19 protein-coding genes are annotated in these 19,442 nt (G+C 68.2%); 5 read left to right on the forward strand and 14 right to left on the reverse strand.

Annotation, left to right across the window (positions count from 1 at the left end):
• The first annotated feature begins 84 nt into the window (after window positions 1–84).
• Window positions 85–2,613 carry a penicillin-binding protein 1A gene (locus AC2EWF_RS07110; protein WP_483638663.1) on the forward strand — a complete coding sequence of 843 codons (2,529 nt, stop codon included), beginning with the start codon at window positions 85–87 and terminating at the stop codon, window positions 2,611–2,613.
• 70 nt (window positions 2,614–2,683) lie between these two features.
• Complete coding sequence (locus tag AC2EWF_RS07115) at window positions 2,684–3,358, forward strand: hypothetical protein (RefSeq protein ID WP_483638664.1); 675 nt, start codon at window positions 2,684–2,686, stop codon at window positions 3,356–3,358.
• 68 nt (window positions 3,359–3,426) lie between these two features.
• Here AC2EWF_RS07115 and AC2EWF_RS07120 read toward each other — a convergent pair whose 3' ends face one another.
• From AC2EWF_RS07120 to rpoZ, 7 genes are all read right to left on the reverse strand, one after another.
• Window positions 3,427–4,722: a citrate synthase gene (locus AC2EWF_RS07120; protein WP_483638665.1), complete on the reverse strand. Its 1,296-nt coding sequence runs from the start codon at window positions 4,720–4,722 to the stop codon at window positions 3,427–3,429.
• Between the two features lie 299 nt (window positions 4,723–5,021).
• The gene (locus tag AC2EWF_RS07125) at window positions 5,022–5,267 is read right to left on the reverse strand and encodes a type B 50S ribosomal protein L31 (protein ID WP_483638666.1); all 246 of its coding nucleotides are present in this window, start codon (window positions 5,265–5,267) and stop codon (window positions 5,022–5,024) included.
• A 73-nt stretch (window positions 5,268–5,340) separates the two neighbouring features.
• Entirely contained in the window at window positions 5,341–6,273 is a 933-nt protein-coding gene (locus tag AC2EWF_RS07130; RefSeq protein ID WP_483638667.1) for a nucleoside hydrolase, read from the reverse strand.
• 100 nt (window positions 6,274–6,373) lie between these two features.
• Entirely contained in the window at window positions 6,374–8,476 is a 2,103-nt protein-coding gene (gene recG / locus AC2EWF_RS07135) for an ATP-dependent DNA helicase RecG (RefSeq protein ID WP_483639124.1), read from the reverse strand.
• A gap of 16 nt (window positions 8,477–8,492) precedes the next feature.
• A complete protein-coding gene (locus tag AC2EWF_RS07140; RefSeq protein ID WP_483638668.1) occupies window positions 8,493–8,876 on the reverse strand; it encodes a RidA family protein in 384 nt (127 codons plus the stop codon).
• A 178-nt stretch (window positions 8,877–9,054) separates the two neighbouring features.
• A complete protein-coding gene (locus AC2EWF_RS07145; protein ID WP_483638669.1) occupies window positions 9,055–11,223 on the reverse strand; it encodes a RelA/SpoT family protein in 2,169 nt (722 codons plus the stop codon).
• A 127-nt stretch (window positions 11,224–11,350) separates the two neighbouring features.
• Window positions 11,351–11,641: a DNA-directed RNA polymerase subunit omega gene (gene rpoZ, locus AC2EWF_RS07150; protein ID WP_077484992.1), complete on the reverse strand. Its 291-nt coding sequence runs from the start codon at window positions 11,639–11,641 to the stop codon at window positions 11,351–11,353.
• A gap of 206 nt (window positions 11,642–11,847) precedes the next feature.
• Between rpoZ and AC2EWF_RS07155 the strand changes: the two genes are divergently transcribed.
• Window positions 11,848–12,693 carry an MlaA family lipoprotein gene (locus tag AC2EWF_RS07155; protein WP_483638670.1) on the forward strand — a complete coding sequence of 282 codons (846 nt, stop codon included), beginning with the start codon at window positions 11,848–11,850 and terminating at the stop codon, window positions 12,691–12,693.
• Window positions 12,694–12,762: 69 nt separating this feature from the next.
• On the opposite strand, the gene AC2EWF_RS07160 is transcribed toward AC2EWF_RS07155, so the two are convergent.
• From AC2EWF_RS07160 to AC2EWF_RS07190, 7 genes are all read right to left on the reverse strand, one after another.
• Window positions 12,763–13,068, reverse strand: a complete 306-nt coding sequence (locus AC2EWF_RS07160; protein WP_483638671.1) for an STAS domain-containing protein — start codon at window positions 13,066–13,068, stop codon at window positions 12,763–12,765.
• Complete coding sequence (locus tag AC2EWF_RS07165; RefSeq protein WP_483638672.1) at window positions 13,061–13,732, reverse strand: MlaC/ttg2D family ABC transporter substrate-binding protein; 672 nt, start codon at window positions 13,730–13,732, stop codon at window positions 13,061–13,063. The genes AC2EWF_RS07160 and AC2EWF_RS07165 overlap by 8 nt, the downstream gene beginning before the upstream one ends.
• Window positions 13,733–13,761: 29 nt before the next feature.
• Window positions 13,762–14,628 carry an outer membrane lipid asymmetry maintenance protein MlaD gene (mlaD, locus tag AC2EWF_RS07170; protein ID WP_483638673.1) on the reverse strand — a complete coding sequence of 289 codons (867 nt, stop codon included), beginning with the start codon at window positions 14,626–14,628 and terminating at the stop codon, window positions 13,762–13,764.
• Window positions 14,629–14,808: 180 nt separating this feature from the next.
• Window positions 14,809–15,582 (reverse strand): lipid asymmetry maintenance ABC transporter permease subunit MlaE, encoded by a 774-nt coding sequence (gene mlaE, locus AC2EWF_RS07175; protein WP_483638674.1) that lies wholly within the window; start codon window positions 15,580–15,582, stop codon window positions 14,809–14,811.
• A complete protein-coding gene (locus tag AC2EWF_RS07180; protein ID WP_483638675.1) occupies window positions 15,579–16,403 on the reverse strand; it encodes an ABC transporter ATP-binding protein in 825 nt (274 codons plus the stop codon). Before AC2EWF_RS07180 ends, mlaE begins: the two co-directional genes overlap by 4 nt.
• Before the next feature lie 68 nt (window positions 16,404–16,471).
• Window positions 16,472–17,092, reverse strand: coding sequence for a guanylate kinase (gene gmk / locus AC2EWF_RS07185; protein ID WP_483638676.1), 621 nt, complete (start codon window positions 17,090–17,092; stop codon window positions 16,472–16,474).
• Window positions 17,093–17,170: 78 nt separating this feature from the next.
• A complete protein-coding gene (locus AC2EWF_RS07190; protein WP_483638677.1) occupies window positions 17,171–18,028 on the reverse strand; it encodes a YicC/YloC family endoribonuclease in 858 nt (285 codons plus the stop codon).
• 72 nt (window positions 18,029–18,100) lie between these two features.
• Here AC2EWF_RS07190 and rph point away from each other — a divergent pair, with 72 nt between their 5' ends.
• Together rph and rdgB are read left to right on the forward strand one after the other, a co-directional pair.
• The gene (rph, locus tag AC2EWF_RS07195) at window positions 18,101–18,838 is read left to right on the forward strand and encodes a ribonuclease PH (RefSeq protein WP_483638678.1); all 738 of its coding nucleotides are present in this window, start codon (window positions 18,101–18,103) and stop codon (window positions 18,836–18,838) included.
• 4 nt (window positions 18,839–18,842) lie between these two features.
• On the forward strand, window positions 18,843–19,442 hold the full coding sequence (gene rdgB / locus AC2EWF_RS07200) for an RdgB/HAM1 family non-canonical purine NTP pyrophosphatase (RefSeq protein ID WP_483638679.1): 600 nt from the start codon (window positions 18,843–18,845) through the stop codon (window positions 19,440–19,442).

Here is a 19,442-nt window from a genome sequence, read left to right on the forward strand (position 1 = left end):
GTTTCCGAACATGTACCCCTCCGCGGAGGTTCGCGACACAACCTCTATACTCTGTCGGGTTCAGATACGGGCCATCCCCCACACATGCGTATTCTCAAGCGTCTGCTGCGCTGGGCATTGATCCTGGCCTTCTCGGGTTTTTTGCTGGCAGTCCTCGCGATCGGGGTGGCGTATTGGCTGGTGGCACCACGGCTGCCATCGGTGGCGGTACTGAAGGACTACCACATGCAGGTGCCGCTGCGCGTGGAGAGCGCCGACGGCAAGCTGATCGCCAGCTTCGGCGAGACCCGGCGCATACCGGTGGCGATCGCCGACGTGCCGGCCAACCTCAAACACGCGGTGTTGTCGGCCGAGGATGCCGACTTTTACCACCACCCCGGCGTCGACTGGCGCGGCATCGCGCGCGCCGGCTGGCACGTGGTCGTGACCGGCGGCGACAAGGGCCCCGGCGGTTCCACCATCACCCAGCAGGTGGCGCGCAACTTCTTCCTCAGTCCGGAGAAGCTTTACTCGCGCAAGCTCACCGAGATCTTCATTGCGTTGCGCATCGAACACGAGCTTTCGAAGGACCAGATCCTCGAGCTCTATCTCAACAAGATGTTCCTTGGCCACCGCTCCTACGGCGTGGCCGCGGCGGCGTCGTACTACTACGGCAAGACGCTGGACCAGCTCAGCATCGCGCAATGCGCGGCGATCGCCTCCACTTTTCAGCTGCCCTCGGTAGTGAACCCGCTGAACAGCCCACCGCGCCTGCTGGCGCGGCGCAACTGGGTGCTGAGCGAAATGCTCCGCCACCACTACATCACCGAGGCGCAATACAAGGAAGCTGTCGCCGAACCGAACGACGCCGCGCCGCACGAGGCGCCGATCCAGGTGGACGCGCCCTACCTCGCCGAGATGGTGCGCAGGCAGGTGCTGGACCGCCTCGGCAACGACGCACTCACCGAGGGCTACGTGGTCAAGACCACGATCCAGAGCGCACGCCAGCGGATCGCGGCGGAGGCGGTACGCAAAGGGTTGATCGACTACGACCAGCGCCACGGCTGGCGGGGGCCGGAGGCGCACCAGGACCTGGCCGCCGACGCCGGCCCGCAGGACTACGCACGTGCGCTCGCCGGCTACACCGACATCTCCGGCCTCGAGCCGGCACTGGTCGTCGCCAGCGCCCCCGACGCCGCCACGCTGTTCCTGCCCACGGGCCAGAGCATCCGGCTCGACCTCGCCGCAGTGGCGTGGGCGCGGCCATACGTCAATGACAGCCGCACCGGCCCCGCACCGACGCGGGTGGACACGGTGCTCAAGCGCGGCGACATCGTGCGCGTGGCACAGGGCGACAAGGGTGCCTGGCAACTGGCGCAGATTCCCGCCGTGCAGGGCGCGCTGGCCTCTATCCGTCCGGAGGACGGCGCGGTCGAGGCACTGGTAGGTGGTTTCAGCTTTACCCTCAGCAAGTTCAACCGCGCGGTGATGGCGGCGCGCCAGCCGGGTTCCAGCTTCAAGCCCTATCTTTACTCCGCGGCGTTCGACCACGGCTTCACGCCCGCCTCGATCATCAATGATGCGCCGCTGGCGCTGCCCGACCCCTCGCGTCCGGGCGGCCTGTGGACGCCGAACAACGACGACGACAAGTTTGCCGGCCCGATGCGCCTGCGCGAGGCGCTGGTGCAGTCGAAGAACCTGGTCTCGATCCGCCTGCTGGACGCGATCGGCGTGCGCTACGCGCGCGAGTTCATCACCCGATTCGGCTTTCCGCTCGACGCACTGCCGGCGAACCTGTCGATGGCGCTGGGCACTGCCTCGGTGTCGCCGATGAACATGGCGCGCGGCTACGCGGTGTTTGCCAATGGCGGCTACCTGGTGACACCGTACTTCATCAGCGAGATCGACGACCGCAGCGGCAAGCCGGTCTACCTCGCCAACCCCGCGCGCGCCTGCCGCGAATGCCAGGAACGCCTGCTGGAAAACACGCCGCCCGGACCACCGCCGGCGGACATGAGCAAACGCCCGGCCAACAGCCTTGCGGGGACTTCCAGTGCCGCGGCCCCTGCCAGCGCCGCCAGCGTCGACGACTCCGGCGTGGAGATATTGCCGGCCGACGCCCACGGCGCCGGCGCGCATCCGCCGGTACTGGCGCCGCACGTGCTCGGCCCACGCACCGACTTCCTGATCACCTCGCTGATGAAGGATGTGATCCTGCGCGGCACCGGTGCGGCCGCCAAGGCGCTGGATCGTTCCGACCTCGCCGGCAAGACCGGTTCCACCAACGATCACCGCGACGCCTGGTTCGTGGGCTTCGACGGCAACATCTCCACCTCGGTGTGGGTGGGCTTCGACAACTACGGATCGCTCGGCCGCGGCGAATTCGGTGCCAAGGCCGCGCTGCCGATCTGGATGGATTACATGGGCGCAGCGCTCAACGGCATCCCGGAGGATTCACTGCCGATGCCGCCCGGCATCGCCACCGTGCTTATCGACCGCTCCAGCGGCCTGCCCACCACGCCGGACGACCCGGACAGCATGAACGAGTTCTTCAAGGTCGAGGACGTGGACCGCCTGCGCAGCGAGGCCACCCAGCAGCAGCAGGACCAGCAGAACCCCTACAACATCTTCTGACCAGCGGCCGCGGTTTCCGGGAATCCGCCGCTTGCGCTAGTCTGGAAGCGCAGACGGCGAAGGAACCGACATGGCCCGAGGCGAACATCACCGCATCCATGCAAGCGACCGCCAGCAGCGCAACCGGCGGCGGGTGGCCCAGGAGGCGGCCCGCCTGATGAGCGAGCACGGCATTCGCGACTTCCACCGCGCGAAGCTCAAGGCCGCCGAACGGCTGGGCATATTGGACACCCAGGCCCTGCCGCGCAACCAGGAGATCGAGCAGGCGCTGCGCGAGCATCAACGCCTCTTCCTCGCCGACAGCCAGCCGCAGCTGCTGCGTGCGCGCCGCGAGGCGGCGCTGGAGGCGATGCGCTTCCTCGCCCGATTCGAGCCGCGCCTGGTCGGCGCCGTGCTGGACGGCACCGCCGACGCGCATTCGGCGATCTGCCTGCACGTATACAGCGATGATCCCGACGCAGTGCACCGCCATCTGCACGAACGCGGCGTGCCGGTCGAGACCCAGACGCGCCGCCTGCGCACCAGCCGGGACCAGCAGGCCGAATTCCCCGTGTTGCTGTTCGCCGCCGGCGCGCTGCCGTTCGACCTTACCGTGCTGCCACGCGACGCATTGCGCCAGGCACCGCTGGACCGCGTCGACGAGAAGCCCATGCACCGTGCCGGCCTGGCCGCGGTGGAGGCCCTGCTGGCCGAGGGCGACGAAGCGGGCGAGCTGGAACGCATGCTGGCCGGCGCATTGCGCTGAACCCCCATACGACAACGCCCCGGTACGACCGGGGCGTTGTGGATGCATGGGGACGGCTGGCGCGTGGATCAGCGCCTGTCCGATGCCACGTAGTCGCGCACGTCGTGGCCGGTATAGATCTGGCGCGGGCGGCCGATGCGGGCACCGGGGGTTTCATGCTGCTCGATCCAGTGCGCGATCCAGCCGGCGGTGCGGGCGATGGCGAACATCACGGTGAACATCTCGGTGGGGATGCCCAGCGCCTTGTAGATGATGCCGGAGTAGAAATCGACGTTCGGGTACAACTTCCGCTCGACGAAATATTCGTCCTTCAGAGCGGCCTCTTCCAGCTTCATCGCCACGTCCAGCAACGGGTCGCTGACGCCCAGCTCGGCAAGCACCTTGTGGCACATCTCGCGGATGATCTTTGCACGCGGGTCGAAGTTCTTGTAGACGCGATGGCCGAAGCCCATCAGGCGGAAGCTGTCGTTCTTGTCCTTGGCGCGCAACACCGCCGATTCGACGTTGTCCGGCGTGCCGATTTCCTGCAACTGCTTGAGCACCGCCTCGTTGGCGCCGCCGTGCGCCGGGCCCCACAGCGCGGTGATGCCGGCGGCGATCGACGCGTACGGATTGGCGCCGGTGGAGCCGACCAGGCGCACGGTCGAGGTCGAGGCGTTCTGCTCGTGGTCGGCGTGCAGGATGAACAGCAGGTCCAGCGCCTTGGCCGCCACCGGGTTCATCTGCAACGGTTCGCTCGGCACCTCGAACATCATGTGCAGGAAGCGGTCGACATACTCGAGGTTGTTGCGCGGATAGCGGAACGGCCAGCCGATCGAGTAGCGGTAGCAGGCCGCGGCGATGGTCGGCATCTTCGCAATGAGGCGGATCGCGGCGAGCTTGCGGTCGGCCGGGTTCTCAACGTCGAGATCGTCGTGATAGAACGCCGACAGCGAGGCCACCGCCGCGGCCAACATGGCCATCGGGTGCGCGTCGTGGTGGAAGCCCTGGAAAAAGTTCTTCAGCGACTCGTGCATCATCGTGTGATGTGCGACGTCGTGCTCGAAGCTGGCGAACTCGGCCGGCTTGGGTAACTCGCCGTTGAGCAGCAGGTAGGCCACCTCGAGGAAGCTCGACTTCTCGGCCAGCTGTTCAATCGGGTAGCCCCGGTACAGCAGTACGCCCTGGTCGCCGTCGATGTAGGTGATCGCGCTCTTGGTGCTGGCGGTGGAGCCGTAGCCCACGTCATAGGTGAAGTGGCCGGTGTCCTTGTACAGCGTGCCGATGTCGATGCAGGCCGGACCGAGGGTGCCGGCGACCAGCGGCAACGTGCTGCTGCGCTGAGTCGACTCATCCACCAGCTTGACAGTCTTGGTATCGGACACGGGAACCTCCTTAGCATGGGTCGTCGTCGACCGGAGCCACGGGGCAGCACCAACCGGCGAGGGGAAACGGGCATCGTGCGGGGGAAAGCATCGATGCAATCCGCTCATTATCGCACATCGACCGGGTACACATGCGTTCGCGGATGGTCGTACGCCAGGCGCGGCATGCGGTCTCCAGCAATGGACCGAAGAGCGCACGCCGTGAATGGCGGGCGCCAAAACGCACGGGGCAGGCCATGGCCTGCCCCGTGCGCGAATTCAGTAGCGCGCCACCGCGACGCGGCGGCGAGGAGACGCGCTTACTTCTGCGCGTAGCGCTTGCGGAACTTGTCCACACGACCGCCCACGTCCAGCGTCTTCTGCTTGCCGGTGTAGAACGGGTGCGAATGGCTGGAGATATCCACCTTGATCAGCGGGTACTCGTTGCCGTCCTGCCACTTGACGGTGTCCTTGGCGGCGATCGTCGAACGCGTCAGGAACGCGAAGTCGGACGACAGATCCTGGAACACCACCGGGCGGTAATTCGGATGGATATCGGGCTTCATGACGGGCTCAGTGCAACGTGAAAAGAGGACAAGTTTAACGGGCAGTGCGGCGTTGCGTCAACCGAACAGGCTCTCATGCCGCTCCGAGCGCCCGGCGCACCATTGCCGCGAAGCGCGCGTGATCCACTTCCAGCACGATGCGCGCCTGCGCGCGGTGGCCCAGCCGACCCGCCCAATCCACCACGGTGGCGCCGCGGGTTAGGCGGCCGTCAAGCTCCACCGCCACCGCCCGGGTTTCGCTGCGGGTGACGATGGCGGGATCGATCGCCACCGCCATCGCCAGGGCGTCGGCGGCGACTACACCCCCGCGGTCGTGCTTCAGGTTGTAGTCGCGCGCGGTGCGAAATACCTTGCCGAAGAACTCCGCACGGTGGTCGCCGGCGGCGAGCCAGGCATCGAATTCCGCGTCGCCGAAGCCATGCCGCAGGGTGGCCTCCCAGTCGACCAGGTCGAAGCCCGGGAAGGCCTCGAACACCACGTGCGCGGCCTCGGGGTCGAAACCGATGTTGAACTCGGCCGGAATCCTGCCGGTATTGCCGTGGCCGGTCACCGCTCCCCCCATCACCACCAGCCGCTTCACCCGGCGCGGCAGCGCGGGGTCGAGCCGCAACGCCAGCGCCAGATTGGTCAGCGGCGCCAGCGCCACCAGGGTCAGTTCGCCGGGACGCTCGCGGGTGAGCCGCAGCAGCGCCAGCGCGGCCGCCTCGCCCTCCGTTCCTGCCTTCGGCTCAGGAAAGCCCACGTCGCCCAAGCCGTCCACGCCGTGCACGAAGGCCGCGTCCTCGTCCGGTGCACGCACCAGCGGCGTGGCGCAGCCCGCGAACACGGGAAACGAAGCACCCAGCAGATCGCGCAAGGTGCGCGCATTGCGCACGGTATGGTCCAGGCCCACGTTGCCGGCGGCCACGCTCAGGCCCGCGATGTCGGCATGCGCCTGCGCCATCAGGATGGCCAGCGCATCATCCACGCCGGGGTCGGTGTCGATCAGGAGTTGCGGCTTGCTCATGGCCGACTTTTCCTCGGAAAAGTCGGCAAGTCTAGCTCAGCATGCTCTCGGCAACTTTGTCGCTACCTCTGCCCCCCCCTGCGCCCGCACAATACCAAAGCTACGCACGCGCATAGCGCGCCGCGCCCCCGATCCAACGCGCGATCAGGCGATCCGCCTCGCGCGGATGCCCGGCCAGCAGGCGCTCGCCCACCTGCTGCACGGCACGCAGCAGGTGGGCGTCGCGGGAAAGATCGGCGATGCGAAAGCTGAGCTGCCCCGTCTGGCGGGTGCCCAGCACCTCGCCGGGGCCACGCAGCTCAAGGTCCTTCTCGGCAATGCGGAAGCCGTCGTTGGTCTCGCGCATCACCGCCAGCCGCTCGCGCGCCAGCTGGCCCAGCGGGGGCTGGTACAACAGCACGCAGTTCGACGCCACCGCGCCACGGCCGACGCGCCCGCGCAGCTGGTGCAGTTGGGCCAGCCCCAGCCGTTCGCAGTTCTCGATCACCATCAGGCTGGCGTTGGGCACGTCCACGCCCACCTCTATCACCGTGGTAGCCACCAGCACGGTCAGCTCGCCGGCCTTGAACGCATCCATCACCGCCTGCTTGTCCTTGGGTTTCAGGCGGCCGTGGATCAGGCCTACCTTGCAACCGCTGAGCGCTGCGGAAAGCTCTGCATGCGCCACTTCGGCGGCCTGCGCGCGCAACTGCTCGGATTCCTCGATCAGGGTGCATACCCAGTAGGCCTGCCGGCCTTCGGCGCAGGCTGCGCGGATGCGGTCGATCACCTCGATGCGGCGCGCGTTCGACACCGCCACGGTCTGCACCGGCGTGCGCCCGGGCGGCAACTCGTCGATGGCGGAGACGTCGAGATCGGCGTAGGCGCTCATTGCGAGCGTGCGCGGGATCGGCGTGGCGGTGAGCACCAACTGGTGCGGCACTTCCCCGCGCGCGTGGTCGGCACCCTTGTCATGCAAGGCCAGGCGTTGCTGCACGCCAAAGCGATGCTGCTCGTCCACGATCACCAGGCCCAGCCGCGTGAATTCCACGCCCTCCTGCATCAAGGCGTGCGTACCCACCGTCACCGGCGCGCCTCCGGCCACGCGGCGCATCGCCGCCTGCCGCGCCTTGCCCTGCTGCTTGCCGGCCAGCCACTCCACTTCCAGGCCCAGCGGTCCCAGCCAGTGGCGGAAGTTGCGCAGGTGCTGCTCGGCGAGCAGTTCGGTAGGCGCCATCAACGCGACCTGGCGGCCCGACTCCACCGCGGCCACCGCAGCCAGCGCTGCGATCACCGTCTTGCCCGAGCCCACGTCGCCCTGCACCAGTCGCAGCATCGGACTCGCCAGGGCAAGATCGCGGCGTACTTCCGCATCCACGCGCTGCTGCGCGGAGGTGAGCGCGAACGGCAGGGAGGCGAGCAACCGCTCGCGCAGCGCGCCCGTCGCGGCAAGCCTGGGCGCCTTGCGCCGTTGCATCGCCGCACGCATCCGCTTCAGGCTGAGGTGCTGGGTCAGCAGTTCCTCGAAGGCGAGCCGCTGTTGCGCAGGATGACGGCCGTGCAGCAGCAGGTCCAGCCGCGCATCGGGCGCCGGACGGTGCACGGTGAGCAGTGCCTCGCGCAGCGAGGCAAGACCGTGCGCCGCGCACAGCTCGTGCGGTATCAGCTCCAGCACCGAGTCCGGCGGCAGTAGCGCCAGCGCCTTTGCGATCACGCCGGCCAGTCGCTTCTGCCCAAGTCCCTCGGTCGTGGGATAGACCGGGCTCAACCGGTCCTCCACCACCACCGCTTCGCCGGCGCCAAGCCGGCGATATTGCGGATGCACCATCTCCATGCCCTGCGCCGCGTATCGCACTTCGCCGAAGCAGACCAGGCGCGCGCCCGGTGCCAGCTGCTCGGCCTGCGCGCGGTTGAAGTGGAAGAAGCGCAGCTGCAGGGTCTGTCGCGACTCGTCGGCTATCGACACCCTCAGCTGCGGGCGATAGCGGAAGCCGCGCTCCGCCGCCTCCACTGTGCCCACCACCTGCGCACCCTGGCCGGGTCGCAGGTCGGCGATCGCAGTGACGCGGGTACGGTCCTCGTAGCGCAGCGGCAGGTGGAACCACAGGTCCTGCACGCGCTCCAGCCCCAGCTTGTGCAGCAGCGCCGCGAGCGCCGGACCCACGCCCGGCAGGGACGACACGGGTCGCATGCCCGTGTCCTCGGCCACGATGGCGACGCCCATCGCCAAGGCGAACGGATCAGCCCAGCACCATGATCGCGTCGACTTCCACCTGCACGCCCTTCGGCAGTGCCGACACCTCGATGGTGGAGCGCGCGGGATACGGTGCCTGGAAGTATTCAGCCATCACCGCGTTCACCGCGGCGAAGTTCGCCAGGTCGGTGACGTAGATGCCCACGCGCACCACCTGCGCCAGCGAGCCGCCAGCCGCCTGCGCCACCGCCACCAGGTTGTCGAACACGCGGCGCGTCTGCGCCGTGATATCGCCCTCGACCACGTTGCCGGTGGCCGGGTCGAGCGGGATCTGGCCCGAGAAGTACACGGTGTCGCCGGCGCGCACGGCCTGCGAATACGGGCCGATCGCGGCGGGGGCTTCCGTGGTGGCGACAATCTGGCGGGACATGGCTTTTCCTCGGGATACAGGGTTGGGATACGGGATTCGCAAAGGCCAAAGCGTAGCGCGCACGCGCGCAGCTGCCCAGCCGGATCGCCGATGACTTGCCGCTTCTGCAGATCGCCCGCGGGCCATCGGCTTCGCCGACGCCGCCCCGGCCCCCCCGCCGGTACGGTACGGGTCCCGATTACAGGGGGTACCGATACACCCCGCTCACCACGCCGGTGCGGCGCACGCGTCGGATCACGTCGGCGAGGTGCTTGCGGTTCTTCACCTCGATCGCGAACAGCAAGGTGGCGGCGGCGAGGTCGCGCTCGGCGTATTCCACGTTGTCGATGTTGGAATCGGCTGCCGCGATCGCCGCGGCGATGGTGGCGAGCACGCCGGGACGATTGATCACCTCGATACGCAGCTCAGCACGGTAGTCGCCCTGCACGTCGTGGTCCCACTCGATCGCCACGCAGCGCTCGGGCGATTTGCGCAATTCGGCCACGTTGGGGCATTCCTCGCGATGCACCACGATGCCCTTGCCCGGCGACAGGTAGCCCATGATCGGATCGCCCGGCAGCGGGTGGCAGCAGTTCGCGAAGCTGAGCACGCCGCGCTCGGCGCCGGTGATGCGGATCTTTTCGTGCACTGGGCTGGCGCCGGGTGCCGGGTCGTCCGACTGGCCGTCGCGCAGCGACAGCAGATGCCGCGCCACCACGTCGGGCATGCGGTTGCCCAGCGCGATCTCGGCGAGCAGCTCCTCCAGCCGCTTCAGCCGGATCTCGTGCAGGAAGCGGTCCAATACCTCGGACGGAATCGCGTCGAGGCTGCTGCCGCGCGCCTCCAGCGCGCGGTCGAGCATGCGGTGGCCGAAGTCCACCGCGTCCTCGTGTTGCAGGTGCTTGAGGTACTGGCGGATCGCGGTGCGCGCCTTGCCGGTGACCACCGATTCCAGCCAGGCCGGGTTCGGCACCGCCGACGGCGCGGTGATGATCTCCACCAACTGGCCGGATTCCAGCCGCGTGCGCAGCGGCAGCAGCTTCTTGTCCACGCGCGCGGCCACCGCGTGATCGCCCACGTCGGTGTGCACGGCGTAGGCGAAGTCCAGCGCCGTGGCGTTGCGCGGCAACGAGAGGATGTCGCCGCGCGGGGTGAACAGATAGACCTCGTCCGGGAACAAGTCGATCTTGACGTTCTCGATGAACTCGGCCGACGAGGCGGTATTGACCTGGCTGTCGGCCAGGGAGGACAGCCACTCGCGGGCGCGCGCCTGGGCGCTGTTCGCCGGGCCGGAGTCGGTCTTGTACGCCCAGTGCGCGGCCACGCCCCGCTCGGCCACCGAATCCATCTCGGCGGTGCGGATCTGCACCTCGATCGGCGCGCCGAACGGCCCCAGCAGCACGGTGTGCAGCGACTGGTAGCCGTTCGCCTTGGGAATCGCGATGAAATCCTTGAAGCGGCGGTCGACCGGCTTGTACAGCCCGTGCACCACGCCAAGCGCCATGTAGCAGTTCATCGCGCTCTCGACCACCACGCGGAAGCCGTACACATCCATCAGCTGGGCGAAGCTCTTGTGCTCGCCGTGCATCTTCGAATAGATGCTCCAGGGGGACTTGATGCGCCCCACCACGCGCGCCGGCAGGTGCTCGGCGGCCAGCCGCTGCGACAGGGCGGTCTCGATCCGCCCCATCGCCTCCCGGCGGTTGCCCAGCGCGGCGCGGATGCGCTCGCTGATGACGCGGTAGCGGTCCGGGTGCAAGGCGCGGAAGCCGAGATCCTGCAGCTCGGCCTTGATCTTGTTCATGCCCAGCCGCTGGGCGATCGGCGCGTAGATCTCCAGCGTTTCGCGCGCGATGCGGCGGCGCGAAGAGGGATCCTTCGCACCCAACGTGCGCATGTTGTGCAGCCGGTCGGCCAGCTTGATGAGGATCACCCGCAGGTCGCGCGCCATCGCCAGCAGCATCTTGCGGAAACTCTCCGCATCCGCTTCCTGGCGGCTGCCGAAGCGCATCTTGTCGAGCTTGGTGACACCGTCGACCAGCTCGGCCACGGTCTCGCCGAACTCGCCCGCCAGCGCGCTGCGGCTGAGCGCGGTGTCTTCGAGGGTGTCGTGCAGGATCGCCGCGATGATGGTCTCGGCGTCCATGCCAAGCTCGGCGAGGATGCCGGCCACGGCGACCGGATGGGTGATGTAGGGCTCGCCGCTCTTGCGGGTCTGGCCCGCGTGGGCCTGCGCGCCGACCTGGAAGGCGCGCAGCACACGCTCGAGCTGCGGCGCCGGCAGGTAGCCGAGCTGGTCCTTCAGCGCCAGCACGTAGGACGGCAGCGCCGCGGGATCGATGGCAACGGGCGTGCTGGCGGCGGTCATCACGGGACCCGCCGGCGGTGTCGCGCCGACGGCGCGGTCATGCAACTGGCTGGAACGCGGCCGGCCGCGCGTGCAAGCACATCGGCCGCCCCGATGCGATGCGTGCGCGGTCTACAGCCGCCCTCCATCAATCGTCGCCGACCTTGGACAGATCGTCGTCCACCTCGGCGGCGGCCCATTCCAGCGCCTCGCGCTCGGCGCGCTCGCGCTCGGCCTTGTCGATCTCGTCGATGGTGGCCTGGTCGATGCGGCGACCGGCGATCTCGCGCAGCGCCAGCACGGAGGGCTTGTCATTGTCGGGATTGACCGCCGGTTCGGCACCCTTGGCAAGCTGGCGGGCGCGCTTGGTCGCCATCAACACCAGCTCGAATCGGTTGTCGACCACCTCGAGGCAGTCTTCCACGGTAATGCGTGCCATGCCAAATCCTCAAAAAATAGATACTTATACGGATAGCCAGTGTAGAGCAGCCTGCGCTGGCCTGGCAATGCGAGTCCTGCGTACCATGAGCGGTTCTCGCCGCTGAGCCCGAAAGCAGGACGAAACGCGTGCAGGATATAAAACCAGACAGTACACTATTGAAGCTGCAGCGTTTCCAGCCACGCCCCCTTCCTGGCCGCGACCCCATGCCGACGCTTTCCCTGCTTCGTTCCCATCTGCCGCGCCGCGGCCTCGCCTTGCTCGCCGTCGCATTGCTGGCCGGCTGCGCGATCGCGCCGCCGCGCACCGACGACCCGCTGCAGAAGGTCAACCGCAAGGTCTACGCATTCAACGACCGTCTGGACAAGGCGGTGCTGCGCCCAGCCGCGGTGGGCTACCGCAAGATCACCAACCCGCCGGTACGGCGCTCGGTCAGCAACTTCTTCACCAACATCGAGATGCCGATCACGGTGGCCAACGACTTGCTGCAGGCGCGGCCCTCGGACGCACTGGGCAGCACCGGGCGCTTCCTGATCAACCTGACCATTGGCGTGGGCGGCATCTTCGACCCGGCCACCAAGATGGGCCTGCCGCTGCAGACCACCGACTTCGGCATCACCCTGGCGCGCTGGGGCGTACCCGACGGCGACTTCCTGATGCTGCCCCTGCTCGGCCCCTCCACCGTGCGCGACATGTGGCACTACCCGGTGGACGGTTATTTCTTCGACCCGCTGAGCCTTGTCGCGCGCAACCACTACTTCAACTACGGCCAGTACTACCTGCCCCAGGTGCTGTACGTGGTGTCGATGCGCTCGCAGCTGATCGACGCCGAAGGCTTCCTGCAGTCGGCCTACGATCCCTATGCCTTCTTGCGCGACGCCTACCGCCAGCGCCGGCTGTACATGCTCTACAACGGCAATCCGCCGGCCGACGTGATCGAGAAGATGCAGGGCGTCGACCAGCCGGGCTTCGATCCCGACGAGTTGCTGCAACAGCAGAAGCAGTGGGAGCAGCAGCACCCCACCTCGAAAGCGGCGCCAACCAAGAGCTGAGCCACACGCACCCCCGCATGCGGAAACGGGGCTCGTGGCCCGTTGCCGCATGCAGGTTCCGGTGCCACCTCAGGCCGGAGCCAGCAAGCCTTCCACGCCGCTGACCCGCGCCAGCGTGCGCAATCCATCGGGCACGTGCCGCAGGCCCACGGACTGGCCGCGCCGGCGGGCCTCGGCCAGCACGGCCAGCACGCAGGCCAGCCCCGCGCTGTCGCAGGCGCGAACGCCGGCGAGGTCGAGCCGCTGACGATCACCCGCCCGTAGGGCCTCGTCCAGGGCCTTCAGCGCATCGGCCGCGGTGGCGAAGCCCAGCGTGCCGGACACGGCCAGCGTGCCCGGTTCGGCGCTATCCAGGCGGAAGCCGCTCTCAGCCATTGACCTTGCCGTTCTGTTCCATCGCCTTCAGCGCCTGGTCGCCCTGGGTCTGCAGGTTCTTGATCAGCTGGTCGAGGCCGACCTTGCGGATCTCCGCGTCGACCTGGTTGCGGTAGTTGGTGATGTAGGAGATGCCCTCGATGACCACGTCGTAGGCTTTCCACTCGCCACTGGCGGTCTTGCGGAACGCGAAGTCCACCGCAACCGTCTTGCCGTCGCCGGTGGCGACCTGGGTGCGCACCACGCTGCGCTTGTCGTTGAGGTCGCCGGCGAACGGCAGCACCTTCACCGCGCCCGCGGTGTAGTTGAGCAGGCCTTCGGCGTAGCGATGGGTGATCGAGTTGTAGAACGCCTTGGCGAACTGCGCTCGCTGATCGGGCGTGGCTTCGCGGGCGTGCTGGCCGAGCACCAGGATCGCCGCGTAATCCACGTCGAAATGCGGCAGGAAGGCCTGGTTGATGACACCGATCAGCTTTTCCCGGTTCTGCTGGAGCTCGGTCTTGTGGCCGGCCACGGCGCTGTCGAGCTGGTGGGCGATCTGCTGCACCACCTGCACCGGGGTCTGCTGGGCGGCGGCCTGCGGGGCCGCCTGCTGCGCGAAAGCCGGCGCGGCGAGCGCGCCACCGAAGGCCACGGCGATGGCGAAAGCCAGATGACGCATCATGCGGAAACTCCTGTGTACGGGGAACCGGCTCAGTGCTTGCCGGCAGGGTTGGTGGTGGAGCCGGCATCCTTCTTGTCGCCGCTGCCGGAGCCGTTGACCAGGAACTTGCCGATCAGGTCTTCGAGCTGCATCGCCGACTGGGTAAGGATCATCTCATCGCCGTTCTTCAGCATGTCCGGCGAACCGCCGGGCTGGATCGCAACGTACTGGCTGCCGATCAAACCGCTGGTGAACACCGCGGCGGCGGAATCGTCGGGGATCTGGTTGTAGCGGTTGTCGATGGCCAGCGTCACCAGCGCATCCAGCTTGGTCGGCTCGGCCTGCACCGAGACCACCTGGCCGATGGGCACGCCTGCCATCTTCACCGGCGAACCGGCCGACAAGGTCCCCACGTTGCTGAAGCGCGCGGTCACCTTGTAGCTGCCGTCGATGGCGTCGGCGGCGCCGCCGGCACCGAAGAACTTGCCCAGCATCTCCTCCAGCGGCTCGCTGGAACGGGTGAGCGCCAACTTGCCGCCGTTGGCCACGTACTTCTTGGCGCGGCCGTATTCGATGCCCACGTACTGGTCGCCGAGCAGGCCGCTGGTGAATACCGTGGCCACCGAATCGGCGGGTATGGAGTCGTAACGCTTGTCGATCGACAGCTTCACGTCGGCCACCGCCTTGCCGGGCTCCAGCGCGATCGACTGCACCTGGCCCACGCGCACGCCGGCGATCTTCACCGGGGCGCGCTCCTTCAACTGGCCGATGTTCTGGAACTGCGCGTCCACCGTGTAGCTGGCGCCCTGCTGCCGGTTCGCCACCGAACTGGTCTGGGTGGCGAGATAGGCCAGCGCGGCAAAGCCGAGCACGATGAACAGGCCGGTGCCGACGGCATAGGATTTTCTCTGGCTCACGGCAACATCCTCGAGGGTTTTTTGGAATCTCGAAAACCCGCCTTCCCGGCGGCCTTTCGAGTCGCGAGGCCCGGCGCAGGTCCGGGCTTGGCTGCGCCGATCAGGCACTCGCGTGCCTGATCGCGAGCGGCACCTCCATGTGCCGCGGGCACCACGATGCTTTCACGCGTCGTCATGACGTCACATCAGGAAGGCGGTCAGTACGAAATCCAGCGCCAGGATGGCGATGGACGAGGCGACCACGGTGCGGGTGGTGGCATAGGCGACACCCTCGCTGGTGGGCGGGGCGGTGTAGCCCTGGAACACCGCGATCAGCGCCACCACGGCGCCGAAGGCGAGGCTCTTCCAGACCACGCCGCTGACGATGTCCTCCCACACGTCCACGGTGGCGGTCATGTTCGACCAGAACGTGCCGTTGTCGATGCCCAGCCAGGTCACGCCCACCAGGTGCCCGCCGAAGATGCCGAGTGCGGAAAACACGCAGCACAGCAAGGGCAGGGCGATCAGCCCCGCAAGGAAGCGCGGCGCCGCCACATAGGCCAGCGGATCCACCGCCATCAGCTCCATCGCTGCAATCTGGTCGGTGGCGCGCATCAGGCCGATCTCGGCGGTGATCGCGGTACCGGCGCGGCCGGCGAACAGCAACGCGGTGATCACCGGACCCAGCTCGCGGTAGATCGAGATCGCCACCACGGTGCCGGTGGCGGCGGTTCCGCCGAAGATCGACAGCACGTGGTAAAGCTGCAACGCCAGCACCATGCCCACGAACAGGCCGCAGACCATGATGATGGTGAGGCTCATCGCGCCCACGAACCACAACTGGCGCACCGTCTCGCGCAGGTAGCGCAGGCTGCGCGGGATCGCCGCGAGGACTTGCAGCAGAAACAGCCCGCAGGCGCCGATCTGGCCCAGCGCCTGCGTCACGACGTTGTCGCGCTCAATGCGTGCGTTCATGAGCGGGCTCCTCGAAAGCCCAGCGCCTCGGCGTAATCGCCGGCCGGATACTGGAACGGCACCGGTCCGTCCGCCTCGCCGCCGAAGAACTGCCGCGTCCACGGCGAGCCGTCGTCCGCGATGGTCTTCGGGTCACCCTGCGCCACCACCTTGCCGTTGGCGATCAGGTAGATGTGGTCGGCCACCTGCTTGATCGCGTCCAGCTCGTGCGCCACGAGCACGCTGGTGATGCCCAGCGTCTCATTGAGCGTGCGGATGAGCTTCAGCACCTGGTTCAACGCGATCGGATCGAGGCCCACGAAGGGTTCGTCGTAGAGGATCAGCATGGGATCGAACACGATGGCCCGCGCCAGCGCCACGCGCCGCGCCATGCCGCCGGACAGTTCGCTGGGCATCAACGGCGCCGCCCCGCGCAGGCCCACGGCCTGCAGCTTGGTCAGCACGATGTTGCGGATCAGCACCTCGGGCAGCCTGGTGTGCTGGCGCAGCGGGAACGCCACGTTCTCGAACACGTCGAAGTCGGTGAGCAGGGCCGAATTCTGGAACAGGTAGCCGATCTTTTCGCGCAGCGCATACAAGGCCTCGCGGCCGAGTTCCGGCACGTTGCGGCCGTCCACCATCACCTGCCCCGCATCGCCGCGCATCTGCCCGGTGATGTGCTTGAGCAGGGTGGTCTTGCCGGTGCCGCTGGGGCCCATGATGGCGGTGACCTTGCCGCGCGGGATGTCCATGTCCAGCGCGTCGAAGATCTTCTTGCCGTTGAGCACGGTGGTGAGGCCGCGGATGCGGATCAGCGTGTCGTCAGGGGGGGCGGCGTTCATAAGAAGGCTACGTTAGCGGAGCGGCGGGAGGCCGCCAAGCCGGGGCCGGCGTGGGCGCGGGGCGGCATTCAGGCCAGCAACTCGGCAATCAGCGCCTCGTGCCGGCGGCACTGCAGCGGCCCGCGCAGCCGTACCGCGCGGACGATGGACTGCAGCTCGTCCAGCGCATCCTCGAAGCGGTCGTTGACGATGATGTAGTCGAACTCGTGGGCGTGGGCGATCTCGCCGCGCGAATTGGCGAGGCGCCGCTCGATCACCTCCGGCGCATCCGAGCCTCGGCCGCGCAGGCGGCGTTCCAGCTCCGCGCGCGAGGGCGGGAGGATGAATACGCCGACGCAATCGGGCTTGCTCCTGCGGATCTGCGCCGCCCCCTGCCAGTCGATTTCCAGCAGCACGTCGCGGCCCTGCGCCAGCAGCGCCTGCACCTTGGCGCGGGAGGTGCCGTACAGGTTGCCGTGCACCTCGGCGTGCTCGAGGAAGATGCCTTCGGCAACCTCGCGCTCGAACTCCGCCCGCTCCACGAAGTAGTAATGCCGCCCGTACTGTTCGCCCGGCCGCGGCGGCCGCGTGGTGTGCGATACCGACAGCGAGATCGCCGGCTCGCGCTCCAGCAGCGCGTTGACCAGGGTGGACTTGCCCGCGCCCGAGGGCGCGGCGACCACGAACAGGGTGCCTGCTTCAATAGTCATGGAGCTGCGCAGCGCGTTTGCCCCCACTCCCCGCCGGGGAGAGGGTTGGGGTGAGGAGTCGGGGCTTGCCAGGCACGCTCATTCAATGTTCTGCACCTGCTCGCGCATCTGCTCGATCAACACCTTGAGCTCCACCGCGGCATTGGTGCTGCGCGCATCCACCGACTTGGAGCCCAGCGTGTTCGCCTCGCGGTTGAATTCCTGCATCAGGAAGTCGAGGCGACGCCCAACCGGCTCTTCCAGGCCCAGCACGCGGCGCGTTTCGGCGATGTGGGTGGCGAGGCGGTCCAGCTCCTCGTCCACATCGCTGCGGGTGATCTGCAGCACCAGCTCCTGCTCCAGCCGGCCGGGATCGGCGGGCTGCTTCAGGTCGGCCAGCCGGGCTTCCAGCCGGGCGCGCAACGCGGCGCGGATCTCCGGCATCCATTCGCGCACCTGGGCCACGATGCGTTCGATCGTATCCAGCCGCTCGCACAGGATCCCGCCCAGCTTGGCGCCCTCGCGTTCGCGGGTGGCGGTGAGCGCGTCCAGCGCGCGGTCCAGCACCTCGAACAGCGCGGCCTGGCGCGCCTCGGGATCGGGCGCGTCCTGTTGCAGGAGGCCCGGGAAACGCAGCAACTCGGTGAACTGCACCTGCATGCCAGGAAACCGCGCCTGCATGTCCAGGCTCAGTTCGGACAGACGGGACAGCAACGCGTTGTTGATCTGCAGCGATTCGCTGCGCGAATCGCCGTTGCGCACGGTGACGTCGACCTTGCCGCGGGACAGTCGCGCCGCGATGCGCTCGCGCAGTTGCGATTCCAGGCTGCGCAATTCGTCCGGCAGGCGCGGGGAGAGCTCCAGGTAACGATGGTTGACCGTGCGCAACTCACAGCTGAGCGTACCGGCGGAGCCGCCGGTTTCGGCGGAGGCATAGGCGGTCATGCTGCGGATCATCGGCGACCTGCGGACGGCGGGAAAGGCGGCAATGGTAAACTTTCCTGCCCAGCCTTGCCCAAGAGCTTGTTCATGACCTCCAGTCCAGGCGGACGCCCCAGCGGCCGCGCCAGCGACCAGTTGCGCGCCATCGCCATCGAGCGCCATTACACCCGCCACGCCGAAGGCTCGGTGCTGGTGAGCTTCGGCGACACCCGCGTGCTGTGCACCGCCAGCATCGAGGACCGCGTGCCGCCGTGGCTGCGCGGCAAGGGCGAGGGCTGGGTCACCGCCGAGTACGGCATGCTGCCGCGCGCCACCCACACCCGCATGCAGCGCGAAGCCGCGCGCGGCGGCCAGGGCGGCCGCACCATGGAGATCCAGCGCCTGATCGGCCGCAGCCTGCGCGCCTGCGTCAGCCGGCAGGCGCTGGGCGAGCGCGTGATCACGCTGGACTGCGACGTGATCCAGGCCGACGGTGGCACCCGCACCGCCGCGATCACCGGCGCCTACGTGGCCCTGGTCGACGCGGTGAACGGCCTGATGAAGCGCGAAAACCTCAAGCGCAATCCCGTCGTGGGCGCCGTCGCCGCGGTGTCGGTGGGCATCTACAAAGGCGTGCCCGTGCTCGACCTCGACTATGCCGAGGACTCCGACTGCGACACCGACATGAACGTGGTGATGAACGATGGCGGGGGCTTCATCGAGGTGCAGGGCACCGCCGAGGGGCACGCTTTCCGGCGCGACGAGATGGATGCACTGCTGGGCCTCGCCGAGAAGGGCATCGGCGAGCTGGTGGCGGCGCAACGCGCTGCACTGGCCGAGGCCTGAGCCGATGGGCCGCATCGTCCTGGCCAGCAGCAACCGCGGCAAGCTCGCCGAGTTCGGCCAGTTGTTCGCCGACGCGGATTTCGAAGTGGTCGCGCAAGGCGGGTTCGGCGTGGAGGACGCCGAGGAAACCGGCCTCAGCTTCGTCGAGAACGCCCTGCTCAAGGCCCGCCACGCCGCCCACCTCACCGGCCTGCCGGCGCTGGCCGACGACTCCGGCCTGTGCGTCGAAGCCCTGGGCGGCGCGCCCGGCCTGTATTCGGCGCGCTACGCCGGCGGCCATGGCGACAGCGCCGCGAACAACGCGAAGCTGCTGCGCGCCCTGGACGGCCATGCGGCCGCCGAGCGCCGCGCCTTCTTCATCTGCGTGCTGGTGCTGCTGCGCCATGCCGCCGACCCGGCGCCGCTGATCGCCGAAGGCCGCTGGCATGGCCGCGTGCTGGACGCCCCCCGCGGCGAAGGCGGCTTCGGCTACGACCCGCTGTTCCTGCCCGACGGCCACAAGCTTTCGGCGGCGGAACTGGACAAGGCATTGAAGAACCGCATCAGCCACCGCGGCCAGGCGCTGGCCCTGCTGCATGCGCGACTGGGCGAACTCGCGGCCTGA

This window comes from Rhodanobacter sp. sgz306013 (assembly GCF_057031145.1).